Annotated in this window: 12 protein-coding genes; 7 read left to right on the top strand and 5 right to left on the bottom strand. The window is 42.1% G+C overall.

Annotation, left to right across the window (positions count from 1 at the left end):
- A partial coding sequence (locus tag L650_RS24615; RefSeq protein ID WP_085065518.1) for a hypothetical protein occupies window positions 1–182 on the top strand: 182 nt, incomplete at its 5' end.
- Here L650_RS24615 and msrA read toward each other — a convergent pair.
- The 3 genes from msrA to L650_RS0117155 all read right to left on the bottom strand — a co-directional run bounded on the left by msrA (window position 179) and on the right by L650_RS0117155 (window position 4,968).
- A complete protein-coding gene (gene msrA, locus L650_RS0117165) occupies window positions 179–715 on the bottom strand; it encodes a peptide-methionine (S)-S-oxide reductase MsrA (protein ID WP_029773872.1) in 537 nt (178 codons plus the stop codon). The two genes, L650_RS24615 and msrA, sit on opposite strands and share 4 nt — an antisense overlap.
- Window positions 716–804: 89 nt before the next feature.
- A complete protein-coding gene (locus tag L650_RS0117160) occupies window positions 805–3,912 on the bottom strand; it encodes an efflux RND transporter permease subunit (RefSeq protein WP_004587179.1) in 3,108 nt (1,035 codons plus the stop codon).
- 3 nt (window positions 3,913–3,915) lie between these two features.
- On the bottom strand, window positions 3,916–4,968 hold the full coding sequence (locus L650_RS0117155; protein ID WP_029773871.1) for an efflux RND transporter periplasmic adaptor subunit: 1,053 nt from the start codon (window positions 4,966–4,968) through the stop codon (window positions 3,916–3,918).
- A gap of 246 nt (window positions 4,969–5,214) precedes the next feature.
- Between L650_RS0117155 and L650_RS0117150 the strand changes: the two genes are divergently transcribed.
- The 6 genes from L650_RS0117150 to L650_RS0117125 all read left to right on the top strand — a co-directional run bounded on the left by L650_RS0117150 (window position 5,215) and on the right by L650_RS0117125 (window position 10,794).
- Complete coding sequence (locus tag L650_RS0117150) at window positions 5,215–5,919, top strand: DUF2982 domain-containing protein (protein WP_029773870.1); 705 nt, start codon at window positions 5,215–5,217, stop codon at window positions 5,917–5,919.
- Between the two features lie 20 nt (window positions 5,920–5,939).
- Complete coding sequence (locus tag L650_RS0117145) at window positions 5,940–6,272, top strand: hypothetical protein (RefSeq protein WP_024034321.1); 333 nt, start codon at window positions 5,940–5,942, stop codon at window positions 6,270–6,272.
- Between the two features lie 151 nt (window positions 6,273–6,423).
- Entirely contained in the window at window positions 6,424–8,079 is a 1,656-nt protein-coding gene (locus L650_RS0117140; RefSeq protein ID WP_029773869.1) for a DUF1566 domain-containing protein, read from the top strand.
- A gap of 9 nt (window positions 8,080–8,088) precedes the next feature.
- On the top strand, window positions 8,089–8,607 hold the full coding sequence (locus L650_RS0117135; protein ID WP_029773868.1) for a DUF1566 domain-containing protein: 519 nt from the start codon (window positions 8,089–8,091) through the stop codon (window positions 8,605–8,607).
- Between the two features lie 175 nt (window positions 8,608–8,782).
- Window positions 8,783–9,700 (top strand): ExeA family protein, encoded by a 918-nt coding sequence (locus L650_RS0117130; protein WP_029773867.1) that lies wholly within the window; start codon window positions 8,783–8,785, stop codon window positions 9,698–9,700.
- Between the two features lie 11 nt (window positions 9,701–9,711).
- The gene (locus tag L650_RS0117125) at window positions 9,712–10,794 is read left to right on the top strand and encodes a general secretion pathway protein GspB (RefSeq protein WP_029773866.1); all 1,083 of its coding nucleotides are present in this window, start codon (window positions 9,712–9,714) and stop codon (window positions 10,792–10,794) included.
- A gap of 49 nt (window positions 10,795–10,843) precedes the next feature.
- Here L650_RS0117125 and L650_RS0117120 read toward each other — a convergent pair whose 3' ends face one another.
- Both L650_RS0117120 and putA read right to left on the bottom strand, forming a co-directional pair.
- Complete coding sequence (locus L650_RS0117120; protein ID WP_029773865.1) at window positions 10,844–12,037, bottom strand: HD-GYP domain-containing protein; 1,194 nt, start codon at window positions 12,035–12,037, stop codon at window positions 10,844–10,846.
- 121 nt (window positions 12,038–12,158) lie between these two features.
- Window positions 12,159–15,962, bottom strand: coding sequence for a bifunctional proline dehydrogenase/L-glutamate gamma-semialdehyde dehydrogenase PutA (putA, locus tag L650_RS0117115; protein ID WP_029773864.1), 3,804 nt, complete (start codon window positions 15,960–15,962; stop codon window positions 12,159–12,161).
- Between the last annotated feature and the right edge of the window lie 97 nt (window positions 15,963–16,059).

Here is a 16,059-nt window from a genome sequence, read left to right as displayed (position 1 = left end):
CATTAATACTTAATCATTTTCAGGGGCTAAATGTGTCGCTATCTGCGTTAAAAAATTCTCATTTAGAACAACTAAATAGCGAATTTTTTGCCTTGCTATCAACACGTTTATCCATCCTCAAAATAGATCACTTAATTATGCGGATTGGTATTAGAATTATTTTAACAACGCAAATTAGCTAGTCAGCTAAAAACTCTTTAAATACAGTTTCAAACTTGTGTAATTTAGGTGCTATTAAAATACTACAGTAACCCTGCTGTGGGTTTTCGTTGTAGTAATCTTGATGATAATGCTCTGCTGGGTAATATGTGGTAGCAGGGCTAACCTCTGTCACTATTGGCTCGCTAATATGGTTTTGTAACTGGGCTATCATCTCATTGGTTTTATTTAATTGTGCATCGTTGTGGTAATAAACAACACTTCTATACTGTGTGCCAATATCGTTACCTTGGCGATTTAATTGCGTGGCATCGTGTAACGTAAAAAACATGCTAAGCAGTGTTTCAAAACTCACTACAGCGCTGTCAAATTCCAGTTGCACAACCTCAGCATGGCCTGTTGTACCAGAGCAGACCGATTTATACGTGGGGTTGTCGGTATGGCCGCCGGTGTAACCTGAGCTTACGTTTAGTACACCTTTTACTCGTCTGAATGCAGCGTCTATACACCAAAAACAGCCTCCACCAAATGTTGCTAGTTGTGTTGATGTGCTCATAAGTTGTCCTAATTATGTATGTTACAGTATTAAGGCGAGCATAAATTGAATACGCCGTAACAGCAAGTTACGGCGCAGTGTAAGCTCAGTTAAATTTCTTCGCTGTCTTTTAACGGGTGAGAGTCGGCTTGCTTATTTAATTTTTGCTGTAAGAACTCTGGCGACTGTGTGTTGCGGGCTAGGGCATAATACGCTGCAGGCACAACATAAAGTGTTAGCAATGTTGATACAATAACCCCTGTAAATACCACCACACCAATTACCATGCGGCTCTCTGCGCCTGGGCCTGATGCCAATACTAAAGGCACTGCGCTCATTACCGTAGTCAGAGAGGTCATTATTATTGGGCGCAGGCGCTGAGTGGCCGCTTGCAAAATAGCCTCGCTAAATTCTACGCCTTTATCACGCAGTTGGTTGGTAAATTCGACTATTAAAATACCATTTTTAGCGCTTAAACCTATCAGCATTACAATACCAATTTGGCTATAAATATTAAGCGTTAAGCCCGTTGCCCATAGGCCAAACATGGCACCCATTAGGCCAAGTGGTACTGTTAGCATAATGACAAATGGGTGCATAAAGCTTTCAAATTGCGCAGCTAAAACTAAAAAGGTCACAGTTAGGGCAAGCACAAATACATAGGTCATGGCCGATGCGCCTTCGTAATATAATTGTGATTCACCTTTATAATCTACAGCGCCGTCAATGTCGTTTTCTTCTGCAGCTACTTTGTTTAAAAAGTTAAGTGCTTGTTCCAGTGTATAGCCGTCCGCAAGATTAGCGCTTAGTGTAATGGCGCGCATTCGGTTATAACGGTTTAAGCGCGATGCTGTGGCCTCTTCTTTTAAGCTTATAAGGCTATCTAGTGGGACCAGTTCACCACTGCGTGATTTAAGGTAAATATTTGAAATATCAGTAGGGTTTGTAAAGTCTTGTTTAGTGCCTTTTAAAATTACATCGTATTCTTCACCACGGTCAATAAAGGTGGTAACACGGCGCTGCCCTAACATGGTTTCAAGCGTGGTGCCTACATCTGATACCGACACACCTAAATCGGCGGCTTTGTTTTTATCTATGCTGACTAAAAATTGTGGAAAGGTTTCTTTATAGTCGTGATCGATTCTTACCAAGCCTGGATTTTTTTCTGCGCGCTCTATAATGCGGTCGCGCCAATCAGCAAGTTGCTCGTAATCGTTACCTTGTAGTACAAACTCAATCGGGCGAGAAGAGCCACCACCGCCAATACCACGGCGCATAATAGCAAAGGCACGTACATCTGTTACTTCGGTCATTTTGGCGCTTATTTCGTCCATAACTTCCCAGGTAGAACGCTTGCGTTTATCCCAATCGGCCATACCAACGATAGCAACACCGCCACTGCCGCCCCAGCCCGGTACGCGCACTAAAACACGGCTTAATTCGCCAGCTTCTGAGTAAGGAAGCAGGCGCTCTTCTATTTTAGCCATGTTGGCTGCGTTATTTTCATAACTTGCGCCTTCAGGGCCGCTCATCATAATAAAAAAGGTACCGCGGTCTTCTTTTGGCGTAAGCTCAGAAGGCACTTGTAAAAACAACGAGTAGCTAACAAAACCAGCAAGTACTAGGCTTATCATTAGGCCCCATTTTTTGGTCATATTTGAGGTAAGTGATTGGCGGTAACTGTTTTCAACTTTGCTAAAAACACGGTCCATCCATTGGCTAAATTTACTTTCTTTTTCTGACGCTTTTAAAACTTTAGAGCACAGCGCCGGCGAGAGGGTAAGGGCAGTAATACTAGAGAAAAACACCGCGGCACTTACAGCCATTGCAAACTCTGTAAACAAGGCGCCAATTCGCCCATCCATAAATACTAAAGGTACAAACACCGAAATAAGCACAAGCGTTGTCGCAATAATTGCAAAGCCTACTTCGCGGGCACCTCTAAAGGCTGCTAATAAGGGAGGCTCGCCAAGCTCAATACGACGGTGAATATTTTCAAGCATTACAATGGCGTCATCTACGACCAAACCAATCGCTAATACCAGCGCAAGTAAGGTTAATAAGTTGATTGAATAACCCATGGCAAGTAAAAACATAAAGCTGCCAACAAGTGCTACAGGCACAGTAACGGCGGGGATAAGCGTAGCGCGAATATTACCTAAAAAGATAAATATTATTAACACCACTAACCCCATAGAAATGGCAAGCGTGCTATATACTTCGTTGATTGACTCTTTAATAAAAATAGACGAGTCGTAGCTGTCTTGAATAGTGGTGCCCTCTGGCAAATTACGTTTTATTTTTTCAAGTTCACTGCGGGCGTTGTCTACCACTGTTAAGGTGTTTGCTTTAGCTTGCTTTACTATGCCAAGGCCAATCATGTTACGGCCGTTACCACGGAACAGGCTTTCATCGTCGGCGGCTTCTAAATGTACATCGGCAACTTCACCTAAACGCACAAGGTAGCCGTCTTCACCGCGTTTAATAACTAAGTTTTGAAAATCACGTTGGTCTTTATAGCTACGCGCTGTACGTACGGTAAAATCGCGGTCGATAGATTCAATTTCACCTGCTGGTAGCTCTACGTTTTCGCTGCGTAGGGTGTTTTCGATATCACTTGAAGTGATCCCACGAGCAGCCATGGCCTGGCGGTTTAGCCAAATTTTCATGGCGTATTGGCGCTCACCACCAATACGTACATTTGAAACGCCATCTACAACGGCTAATCGGTCGACAATAAAGCGCTGTGCATAATCGCTCAATTGCAGCGAGTTCATGGTTTCACTGTTAAGTACAAACCAAGCAATAGGACTCTCGTCGCTGTTTGACTTAGACACCTCTGGTGGGCGTACTTGCTCTGGTAGGTTATCTAGTGCGCGAGCTACTCGCTCTCGTACATCGTTTGAGGCTGCGTCAATATCACGGCTTATATCAAACTCAATAACGATATTAGAGCGCCCATTTCTGCTTGAAGAATTAATACTTTTAATGCCTTCAATACCCGATATCCGGTTTTCTAATATTTGCGTTATTTTTGTCTCGACTATTTCTGCCGAAGCACCAGTGTAGTCAGTACTAATACTGACAATAGGGGTTTCAATATCTGGGTATTCTCTAAGTGGTAGCATCGAAAAAGCCACCAAGCCAAATGTTAGCAGTAGTAAGTTAATTACTATGGCAAAAACAGGGCGTTTAACACTCGTATCTGTAATTTTCACCGATTAACCCTCAACACTTACTTTGCTACCAGGGCGAATTTTAATAATGCCTTCGGTAATCACTTGCTCGCCATCGCTAAGGCCTTCATCAATCGCTACCCAGCCGTTATTTCTGCCAGCAACATGTACTTCTACCTTATTGGCAATACCCTCTTTTACTTGGTATACAAAATGTTTATCTTGCAGTGGGATCACGGCTTTTTCTGGCACCATAAGCGCCTGATTACTACTAAGCTCCAAAGCGGTGTTTAAAAGCATACCAGGGCGTAATAACCCGGATTTATTAGCAAAGCTTGCGGTTACTTCTACACTGCGAGTAATCGAGTCGATACGAGAACTAATATGGGTCACTTTGCCGGTAAAAGTGCGCCCTGGGTAGGCATCGTTTTGAGTATGTACTTTCATGCCTAGGTTAAGTTGAGATAAATATTTTTCAGGGACTTTAAAGTCAACTTTTATAATACTAATATCATCAAGCGTTGTAATAATTGTATCGCTACTTACATAAGCACCAACCGACACTTCTCGTTTGCCTAATAAGCCAGAAAACGGCGCGGTAATTAGCATTTCATCAAGTTTGGTTTTAGCGCTTTCTAGTTGGGCTTGCGTGGCATCTACGCGAGAAAGCTGCTCTTCTAATAATGATTTAGCAGTAGATTGCGTACGAGAAAGCTCAGTAAGGCGGCTTAACTGACGTTTTTCTTCTTTTAAGTTAATGCCTAGCTCTTTTACAGCGTATTGTTCTTGCTGATTTTGCAGCTGCACAAGGCGTTGGCCTTTACTTACTAAGTCGCCATCTTCAAAATATATGTGTGTAACATAATCGCTTTGTGCGCTTTTTATATAAATTGCTTGGTTTGCGCGTGCACTGCCTATGGCTTCAATCATAACGGTGTTTTCTTGAGACGATACCGTATGAGCCATTACCTGTGTGGGTGTATCACTTGAATTAGATTGTTCGCCATGGCTAGATGGAAAATATAAGTACACACTTAAAATAACAAGAAGCGTAATTAAAAATGGAAAAAGAGCTTTACCTGACTGTTTTGAATACATCGTTTTCATACCTGAAAATAAATTGTAAGTATTGTACGAAATAAGACCGTGAAAAGGCGGTTATGTGTCTCATAAATTTGTGCGTTAGGCGTAAAAATTTATGAGACTAATTACTTGTTCCCATTTAACACTAAAATTATGATAAAACGATGAAGCAACCACCACAGTGTAAAACCTGTTTAACAATGAGAAAAATAATACTTTGGGGTATTGTTATGTTTTTATTTTATATGGCTTTTTACCAATATGGGTAAGCCAAGTTCAATAATAAAATACAGGGCGCAAGGGGCGCGCAATGGCATTGAAGTACTTACTGTAGGCAGCGTAGGTTTAGTATTTATTATGCTGTTTAATTTACTGCGCCCGGGTGAAATTAGCTTAATAGAAATTTTTTTAGTAAGCATGTGCATAGCTGCTATTTTTATTGGTTTTTTAAAAACACAGGAACCTTATTACAGTTTAGTGCTTAGTGAGTCCTTACTTGTGTATCAGCATAAGTATGGCCAGTGGCAGTTACATGTTAGTAACTTACACCACAGCGGTATTCCTAAGGTGGCTGACGGCCTTGAATACCTTGAATTAAACGCAGTAGGTTTAAAACTCAATGATATGGACGAATTTTTAAGCGCTATACACCCACGCATTGCCGGAAAACTACTGATAGAGCAGCGTAATTTATTTATGCAAGCTGTTCAAAAACATTGCAAAAATGGCAATTGCCCATCAGAATGGCTAATAGAAGAGACACAATACACCTCACCTAAAGGATTTAGCTATACTGGACTTATAGCTATGTTTGCTAACAGAGCCAAGCACCTTGAGTTGTTAACGGGATATAACTTACTGTTACCCGCAAGTGTATTAGAGACAGACATTTGGTCGTTCAGTGCCGATTTAAATAAATGGAAACGCGCACCTGAACGGTTTATAGCATCGCAAGTTGGACACTAAATGCGATAGTAGGAAAAATAATGAGCCAAGAAAGATCTTTTATAAAGAGTGGTCGCAATACCATCATCCATAAAGATAAAAAGCTTGATCTAGTCATTGTAAATGCAGAGCAGCACCCACGTATAAAGGTAACTCAAAATGGTTTGGAGCCATTTAAAGAGGATCTACCTAAAAACCGGCGTGATGCCAAAGAGCGTTACCTTGAAATTGTTAATGTAAGTAGCGCTGATATTTTTGGTGAAGAAAAACAGCTGTTGTTTATTCAGGCGCTTGATGGGCGTGAATACAAAGTAGATTACTCAAAAATAGGCACTAAGCTGTTTGTGCGTATTCATCAAGATACGTATATGTAATACCAATCCACAATAATGCTTAATCATTTTGCGACACGTTTTCCAGCCTCAAAATGGATCACTTAATTAAGCGAATTGGTATAACTCTAAATGGCACCTTTATTGCTAGTGATTACACTATAGTAATTATTTGACATTATAGGTGCGTTTTATGAAAGCGTTTGCTTTTACTCCCCTTATATCTTGTTTTTTATTGGCTGCCTGTGGCGGTGGAGGCGGCGGTAGTGAAGACTCTACTGTTGAAACCTCGGTTAATGCCGGAACCGATCTTCAAGTTGTAGAAAAAACAGAGTTTACAATCACCGCACAAGGCTCACCAGATGACGGTACCTTTACTTGGCAGCGCGTTAGCGGCCCATCTGTGGACGGCTTCCCGCTTGAAGGTGCAGAGCAAACAATTACTGCGCCCGATGTTAAAGCCGACAGTGAACTTGTTCTATCTGTAAGCTATCAAACAGATAACGGCAGCTTAGTTAGTGACAACGTGAGCATATTTATTACCTCAAGTAATCAATTACCGCTTGCTGTTGTTAGTCAAACAGCCCCTGAAACACTGCCTTCAACCTATAACGACACCGTAACGTTAAGCGCTGAAGAGTCGAGCGACCCTGACGAAAATGGCCAAATTAATAGCTATCAGTGGCAATTAATTTCAGGTCCTGATTTAGATGTAACCGACTTTGACAACTCTACGGTAAGTTTTAGCCACCCGCTGCTTGAATCAAATACTAATTTAATATGGCAATTAAGCGTTACCGACGACGAGGGTGGCGAGGCAAGTACTGAATACAGTATGACATTAAATAAAACAGACGAGCTGGTTGTGGCCAATGCCGGAGATGACCAAAACGTTGAAGAATTTGAGGAAGTGACCTTAGATGCAAGTGAAAGTGACACCCTAACAGATACGTTTTCGTGTAGCTGGCAACAATTAACAGGCAATGCCGAAACGCTGGCAAATACTAGCCAATGTACCACGACATTTTTTGCCTCCGACGTTGATTTAGATACCACATCGAGCTTTGAAGTCACTGTTACTGATTCTAAAGGGCGCACTGACACCGATACCGTATTTATTGACGTATCACCAAAAGCATTAGGGTTAATTAACGACAGTGGCCTAGGCGAGTGTTATAACAATACCCAGCGTATCAATTGCCAAAGTAGTGACTTTCCGGGTCAAGATGCAGAGCTTGGCCGAGACAGCTTTGCCAACCAACTCGATAAAGCAGGCCAAGGTAACCTTGCGTTTGACTACACTAAGCTAAATCAGTTTGCTGATGAAGTAGCGGATGATAGTGACGACTTTACTTGTATACGCGACAACGTAACGGGGCTTGTGTGGGAAGTGAAAAGTGTAGAGTCAGGTACATTACCTAATACCACATTACGCGATGGCCAAAATCATTACTTTTGGGATTTAGGCACGACAACCTTTACCGATACCAGTACCGCTAATACCACCTGCCCAGATGATACAAGCTGTGGTGTGCAAACCTATATAAATGAAGTGAACGACATAGATTTTTGCGGCGGTACCAATTGGCGCTTACCAACTTACACTGAGCTGTTGAGCTTAATAGATTATGGCAAGCAGGGCGAAAACGTATTAATTGATGAAGCGTTTTTTCCAAATATGCCAGAAGCAGGCGCTATAGATGATGTGAATTTACCGTACTGGACATCGCAAACTGCAGCAGATGGTACCAGCTTATCGCAAGCATACATTATCGATATGAGCAACGGGAATGACTTAGCCTACCCGAAAGAAAAATACGCGTATGTACGTTTAGTCAGAAGCCGATAGGAGAAAATCATGAAAACATGCTTACTATTTTCAATGGCTGTATTTAGCGTAAGCTTTCAACTAGCCGCAGCGCAAACGTGTTACGACGGGGCGGATACAACAACACCAACCACTCGCTTCACTCTTAATGACGATGGCACAGTGTTAGATACAGAAACAGGCCTAATGTGGCAACGTTGTAGCTACGGACAAGTTTACGATAGCGACACTGAAACATGTACAGGCTCTTCTCCGTCACTTAATTGGCAAGAAGCACTCACAGGCGCAGAAAACGACACCACTGCCGATTACGACGATTGGCAGGTGCCTAATGTTAAAGAGCTTGCCAGTATTTTAGAGCACAGCTGCACCGAGCCAAGTATTAACGAAGAGGTGTTTTTAGGCACTAAATTGCAAAACTACTGGAGTAATACCTCAGGGGTAAGCACGATGAGCTCAGCATGGGTTTACCAGTTTGATAGCGGGCTTAATAGCTTACATGCTAAAACCAGTGACGTGTATTTACGTTTGGTGCGTTACGAAAACTAAGTAAAATAAAATAGCTAAGCACTTAGCTTTAATACAAAAGCGCCGCTAAATTTAGCGGCGCTTTTTTGTTTTACATAAATTTACGTTATTTCAATAATAAAGCGCATACAACGTTGTTACTTTGTCGTTTTTTTTGCCATTATAGGCCGAGTTTTAATGACGAAGGAACATTGCGGTGTATTTAAGCTACTTTGGCTTGAGCGAAAAGCCATTTTCGATCTCGCCCAACCCCCATTATTTATTTTTAAGCGAACGCCACAAAGAGGCACTTGCCCATTTAACCTATGGTTTAGGCGAAGATGGCGGGTTTGTATTGCTAACCGGCGAAGTGGGAACAGGCAAAACCACCATTACCCGCAGTATGTTAGAGCAACTGCCAGAGAACACTCAAGTTGCAATGATCCATAATCCGGCGCTGTCGGAGCTTGAGCTTTTGGCCAGTATTTGTGATGAGCTAAACATTACTTACGATGCCCAAAATGCCACCCTTAAAAGTTTAACCGACATTATTAAGCAGCACCTAGAGGCTAATAACAAAGCGGGCGGGCACACAATTTTAATTATTGATGAAGCGCAGCTCCTTGCCCCCGATGTGCTTGAGCAATTACGACTATTAACCAACATAGAAACTGATCATAAAAAACTGTTACAAATAGTCTTAGTGGGTCAACCAGAGCTTCAGGCATTATTAAAACGTACTGAGCTTAGGCAGTTAGCGCAGCGAATTACAGCACGGTATCATTTATTACCGCTCACCCAAGGGCAAACAGTTGCGTATATAAAGCATCGTTTACATATTGCCGGGTGTGATAAAGGCGTGTTTTCGCTCGATGCCATGCAAGCTGTACATCAGTTAACTGGCGGCATTCCACGCTTAATGAATTTAGTCTGTGAGCGCGCGTTAGTCGGGGCTTTTTCTAAGCAGCAGCTTATTGTTGATAGTGATATTATAAAACAATCAGCCCAAGAATCACTGCCTATGGACTTTGTGGCTGCGCAGAATAATGCGCCTAAATCCTCTGGCCGTGTTTATTATTACTTAGCATTTGCTGCTTTGTTTGCAGTAGGTGTTGGCATGTCGTTTATTATATAGTTAGGTAATTTATGTCTTATTTATTAGATGCATTAAAGCAATCTCAACAAGCAGATATGAGCGCCGAGCAATATGATTTGCAGTCAGCGCAGTTAAAACAGCAGCAAGCACTTACGCGCTATAAAAAAATGGTGTGGCTACTTGGCGGCGCAATTGCAGCATTTATTGCCATAGCGGGTGGCTTTACAGCAGGTAAGTGGTTTCAAAGCAGCGCACTATTAAAAACAACCCAGCCGGTTGACGTTGTTAGCACTGATAGCAAAAAACAAAAACAAGCAGTAACAGATGAGCCAGCTACAGCGCAAAATAAAGCCGCAAAGCCTGTAACATCACCTTCTTCAGAGGCTGAAAAAAATAGTAATAAAGCAACGATTGAAGGGCAGTTGGTGTATGTACAAACACCTACCGGGGTACAAAAAATGTTGCTTACCCCACAAGGGCAGTATATCCCTATTAATGATAATCCGGCGCAGCAGCAACCAGGTTACAATGTGCAACCCCCTATAAATGCTAACGGGTATAATCAAAATGCGTTTAATCAGCCGACTTACAATGCACAGCTACCTAATACGCAAAGCTATAATCCACTTGCTTATAATGCACACGGCCAAAACACGCAATTTATGCAGCCACAAACACAAAATACAAGCTCAGCAGGTTTAGATATGAGCAAGTATAAAGTGCTTGGAAAACCACTGAATGGTGAGAATACCCCAAGCACGCAAGCGCCGCAAAGTAGTCCGGAGCTTGATGCTGTACCGAGTAAATTAAAAGATGCCTTTGCGCAAGCGATAAAAGACTCGGAGCAAGAACAAGATTACGAAGTAACGCAGGCCTCTCGCAGTTCATCTCGAGTTAAACCGGTTGAGCTATTACCAGATGGCTTACAAGCCATGCTGCCAAGCATTAAATACCAAGCACATATATACTCTTCAAGTGCAGATAAACGCTGGATAAAGCTTAATGGGAGAGAGCTACACGAAGGGGAGAGCATTGGGGCACTAACAGTGCGCGAAATTACCCCAGAGCAAAGTGTACTTGATTTTGATGGTTATGAATTCAGTATTAAAGCTTTGCAGGATTGGCCGCAATAAAGCGCAGCTAATAAAGTAAAGCCGCAAAACTGCGGCTTTACTTTTTAACTCAGGGTAAAATAGCGTTTTTGTAAAAGCGCTCTAAATCAATGTTGTAGTCGGTCGGCTTAACAGTTGATTCGAGCTTGTCAGCTGTTTTTTTATTTGCCAAGTTTATATCTTGCATTTCCGTGTAGCGACCGTGTTTAGCACTATAAAATGTTTTAACCACCGGCTTTAAAGGTGTTTCAGGGTTACTCTGTGTAACCAAGCCTACTTTTTGGCTAGATAAGCGCACTAAGGTGCCTACTGGGTGAATGCCAATACATTGGATAAACTTAGTAAGTAGTTCACCATCAAAACTATCAGGGCAACCATCTTTTAAAATTTTAAACGCTTTTATAGGCTCCATACCGGCTTTATATACCCGCTCTGCCGTAAGTGCATCATATACATCTACAATTGACGTCATACGCACGTATTGGCTTATCTCATCACCTTTTTTGGCAAACGGGTAGCCTTTTCCGTCTAACCGCTCATGGTGTAGGCCGGCAATATCTACAGCAATCCCCGTTAATCCTGCTTCTTCCAAAATTTGCTTAGAATACAGAGCATGGTTTTGCATAATTTTAAATTCGTCATCACTAAAGCGGCCCGGTTTATTGAGCACTTTGTCAGGAATTTTAATTTTTCCTATGTCATGCAACAAAGCACCTGTAGTGAGCTCTACAATAATGTCGCGTTCTATGCCTAAGTGCTTTGCAAAAATACCCATTAAAATAGAAACGTTGATAGAGTGCTCTAATAAGTAAGCATCTTTTTGACGCATTTGGGTCAAGCAGGCTAGGGCATCTTGGTTTCTAAAAATAGAGTCCATAAAGCCACTGGCAAGCTCTTTAAAAGGCGCTATGTCTATATCTCTACCCGCTTTTATATCGCCAAAGGCCTTTTGTTGAAGTGTTTTAGCTTCGTCGTAGAGCTTTTTAGCTTTGCCCATTTCTTGTTCACTACTGTGAACTTTAAGCCAAGGGTCGCGTTTTTTAATCTCAGCCTTAGGCGCTGGGGCTTGGGTGTCGGGCTCGGGTGTAGTTAATGTTTTATCTGGATCTATCTCTATTTCTAAAATGCCCGCTTTTTTGAGCTTATCGATACTCGTCTGAGTTTTAACCCAGCCTTGGTTTTTAATTTTAATGCGCCCAGTTTGTTTTGTAACACTTTGAACAAACATGCCAGGCTGTAATTGCGAAATAGAGATAACTTTCAATTTTTTTTGCTTCTGTAATGGGTCTTTGTTTAAATTAGCATCATTATACGTTTCAATATAAAAAAAAAGGCACTTTTTAAGTGCCTTTTTTTACATTTTTAGTTAATTAGTATTGGATGGGCTATTCGTCATCTTCTACTAGGGTCATCAGTGAAGTATTACCACCAGATGCGGTAGTATCTATACTGATCGTTTTTTCAGTAATTAAGCGCTTAATTAACGTATCGTAATACTCTGAAGTAATTACTGGTAAAATAGCGCCTTTACGCTGTGCAAGTTGTTGGCTGAAGTAACCTAAACGAGACGAACGTGCAGCAACCACCGCACCCGCTAAGTGAGGGTGAGCCAAAATAGCTTGTAGCTGATTAGGTTTTGCAACCTGGAACACGCCCTCAGCAACGCCTGTGGCAATAAACTTATCTTTAAAGGCTACCGCTTCATCGTAAAATAGCTCTGATGCTACGGTAATTACTGTATTACCTGCAGCAAGTGCTGTGATGATTGAAAGCGCCCAAAAGTTAAATGACGTGCTTTTATCTGCATAACATACTACACAACCACGTGCTTCAAGGTGCAAGGTGTTTGATTCACCAGTAGGCCCAGGTAAAGTAGTAAACTTACGCATGTGTTTTTCTAAACGGTTAAGTTGTGCACGCGCTTCTGAAAGCGTTAATGCCAAATCGTCCGCTAGGTCATCAATAATTTCGACCGTTGCTACTTTAGCAAGCAACTGACGAACAGCCGATACACGGTCATTTAGCGGTGTTGCACGCCAAATTTTCTCATCGCGCATTGAGTTAGCCATTAGCTTTTCAACTTGCTCGTTTGCACCGCTGTAATGGTGTAAATCAAGCTCATCTGGCGTTAGGTTAGTCATTTGCACGTTATCAGGTGATGCTTTCTCTTTTACTAAACGCTGCAGGTAGTTAGGGCCACCGGCTTTAGGGCCAGTACCAGATAAACCACGGCCACCAAATGGTTGCACACCTACAATGGCACCAATCATGTTGCGGTTTACATATACGTTACCCGCACGCGACATTTTAGCTAGGTACTCACAACGCTCTTCAATACGTGAGTGAACACCCATTGTTAAGCCATAACCTGTGTTGTTAATTTGGTCAATCACGTTGTCGATATCATTCGCTTTAAAGCGAACAATGTGCACACATGGACCAAATACTTCACGTTTAAGTACTGATAAATCTTCGATTTCGTATAAACGAGGGGCAAAAAAGTAGGCGCCATTTTCGGTGTTATCAGGGATCTTACACTCGTAATGAAGTGTTGCATTACCTTTTAAGTATTCAACATGATCATTTAGCGTTTTAAGGGCTTTTTCATCAATTACTGGGCCTACATCGGTAGAAAGTAATGACGGGTCGCCAATATGCAGCTCGGCGAGTGCGCCTTTAAGCATTTCAATAATGCCATCGGCTACATCTTCTTGTATAAATAATACACGCAGTGCTGAACAGCGCTGGCCTGCACTTTGGAAACCTGAGCTTATTACATCATCAACAACTTGCTCTGGCAGCGCTGTTGAATCCACAATCATACAGTTTTGGCCACCGGTTTCTGCAATTAACGGTACTTGAATATCGTTACGCGCAGCCAGTGTTTGTGAAATCAGTGTGCCTGTTTCTGTAGAACCGGTAAACATAACAGCCTGAATACGCTCATCAGGTACAATTGTTTTACCTACCTCAGAACCACGGGCAATCACCGGCTGTACTACATGCTCTGGTAAGCCAACCGAAAGCATTAACTCAATAGCGCGAAGTGCGATTAAGCTTGTTTGCTCTGCAGGTTTTGCAATAACAGTATTACCAGTCACTATCGCAGCGGCCACCTGACCTAAGAAAATAGCAAGCGGGAAGTTCCACGGGCTAATACATAAAATTACACCGCGTGCTTCAAAGCGCTCATCGCTTGCAAGTTCTTCTGCACGTGCCGCGTAGTAGCGACAAAAATCAACGGCTTCACGTACTTCGTCAATACCATCTTGCGCAATTTTACCGGCTTCTTTAATACATATAGCTACGAGCTCATCGTGGTGACGCTCTAGAATATCTGCCACGCGGCGTAATAAATTAGCACGCTCTTTTACAGATGTTTGCGACCATGACTCAAACGCCGCTTCTGCATTGGCCAAAATGTCTTTCATCTCATCGCCAGATTGGAGTTTAACGTGGCCGATGATTTCGTTGTGATTAGCTGGGTTTTTAACTGCTAATGCGCCTTCAGGTACTTGGCTTTGATCAATTAAGTGATCGTTAAACCAGTTTTCAAGGTTTTCTTTGAATGGCGTAATTACATTAATATCGGTTAAGTCCATGCCTTTAGAGTTAGCACGTTCATCGCCGTATAAGTCGATTGGCATTTTAATTTGCGTATTGTACTTATTACGTAAACCTTGCAGTGTTTCTACTGGATCAGGTAATAGCGACTCAACAGGTTTAGTGGTATCTACAATGGCGTTTACAAACGATGAGTTAGCGCCATTTTCTAGTAAACGACGTACTAAGTAGGCAAGTAGGTCTTCGTGCTGGCCAACGGGTGCATAAACACGGCATTGAATTTTTTCTTCATTTACGATTTGGTCAAATAAAGATTCGCCCATACCGTGTAAACGCTGGAATTCAAATCCGGTGTTATCGCCTTTAGCAACTTCTAAAATAGTGGCTGCAGTGTAAGCGTTGTGTGTTGCAAATTGCGGGTACAGTACATCGCGTGCTTCTAGCATTCTAATAGCACAAGCTTTGTAAGATACATCGGTAGTTGCTTTACGCGTAAATACTGGGTAGTGCTCTAAACCATCTTGTTGCGTGGTTTTAATTTCTGTATCCCAGTAGGCACCTTTTACAAGGCGAACCATCATTTTACGGCCTACACGAGTAGCAAGTTCAGTTACCCATTCAATAACAAAAATAGCGCGCTTTTGGTATGCTTGTACGGCTAAACCAAAACCTTGCCAGTTACCTAAATCTTCATCGCTAAATACCGCTTCTATAACATCGAGAGAAATATCTAAGCGGTCAGCTTCTTCTGCATCAACTGTAAAGCCAATGTCGTACTTTTTAGCAGCAAGCGCGAGCTCTTTCAGTTTAGGTACAATTTCGGCCATTACGCGGTCTTTATGCGTAAACTCATAGCGTGGATGAATAGCAGAAAGTTTAACTGAAATACCTGGGCTTTTAACTGGGCCACGGCCATTTGCCGCTTTACCAATTGCATGGATTGCGTTCATGTAGCTGTCGAAGTAACGCTTGGCATCTTTCATTGTGCGCGCGCCTTCGCCTAGCATGTCGTATGAGTAAACGTAGCCTTTTTGCTCTTTTTCAGCAGCGCGTTCAATGGCTTCGTCAATGGTGCGACCCATAACGAACTGCTTACCCATAATTTTCATGGCAAAGTTTACAGACTTGCGAATCACAGGCTCGCCTAAACGACCTATGGTCTTTTTAAGCATGCCAAATTGCTGTTCTTTGGTTTTATCTGTGTAGTTAACCATTTTACCGGTTACTAATAATCCCCACGAAGAAGCATTAACAAATAAAGAATCGCTGCTTCCTAAATGAGAACTCCAATCACCTTTAGCAAGCTTGTCACGAATTAACGTATCTTGCGTGGCTTTGTCTGGTACGCGAAGTAGGGCTTCGGCCAAACACATTAACACTACACCTTCCTCACTAGAGAGTGAGAATTCATTTAAAAGTGCGTCTACACCGCTTTGACCGTCTTGATCTTTTCGAATGTTTAAAACAATCTGGCGAGCTCTTTCCCATGCACGGCTTCGTGCTTTAACACCCACTTCTGCAAGTGGTAAAATATGATCAATAACAGCATTTTCATCAATGCGGTAAAAATCACGAATTTTCTGTCTTGTAGGACAGGTTGTTGTCAAATCGCCATTGAATAACATAAGCAACCCTTAGGAATGTTAATATGTAAATAGTAGAACAAAATTTATGTGCTTGGGCTGTTGAGCTAAAGCAACTTTGCTACCAATAAATTACCAG

The sequence above is a fragment of the Pseudoalteromonas sp. TB51 genome (genome assembly GCF_000498055.1).
GTDB lineage: Bacteria > Pseudomonadota > Gammaproteobacteria > Enterobacterales > Alteromonadaceae > Pseudoalteromonas > Pseudoalteromonas atlantica.
This window is presented reverse-complemented; position numbering and strand designations above follow the sequence as displayed.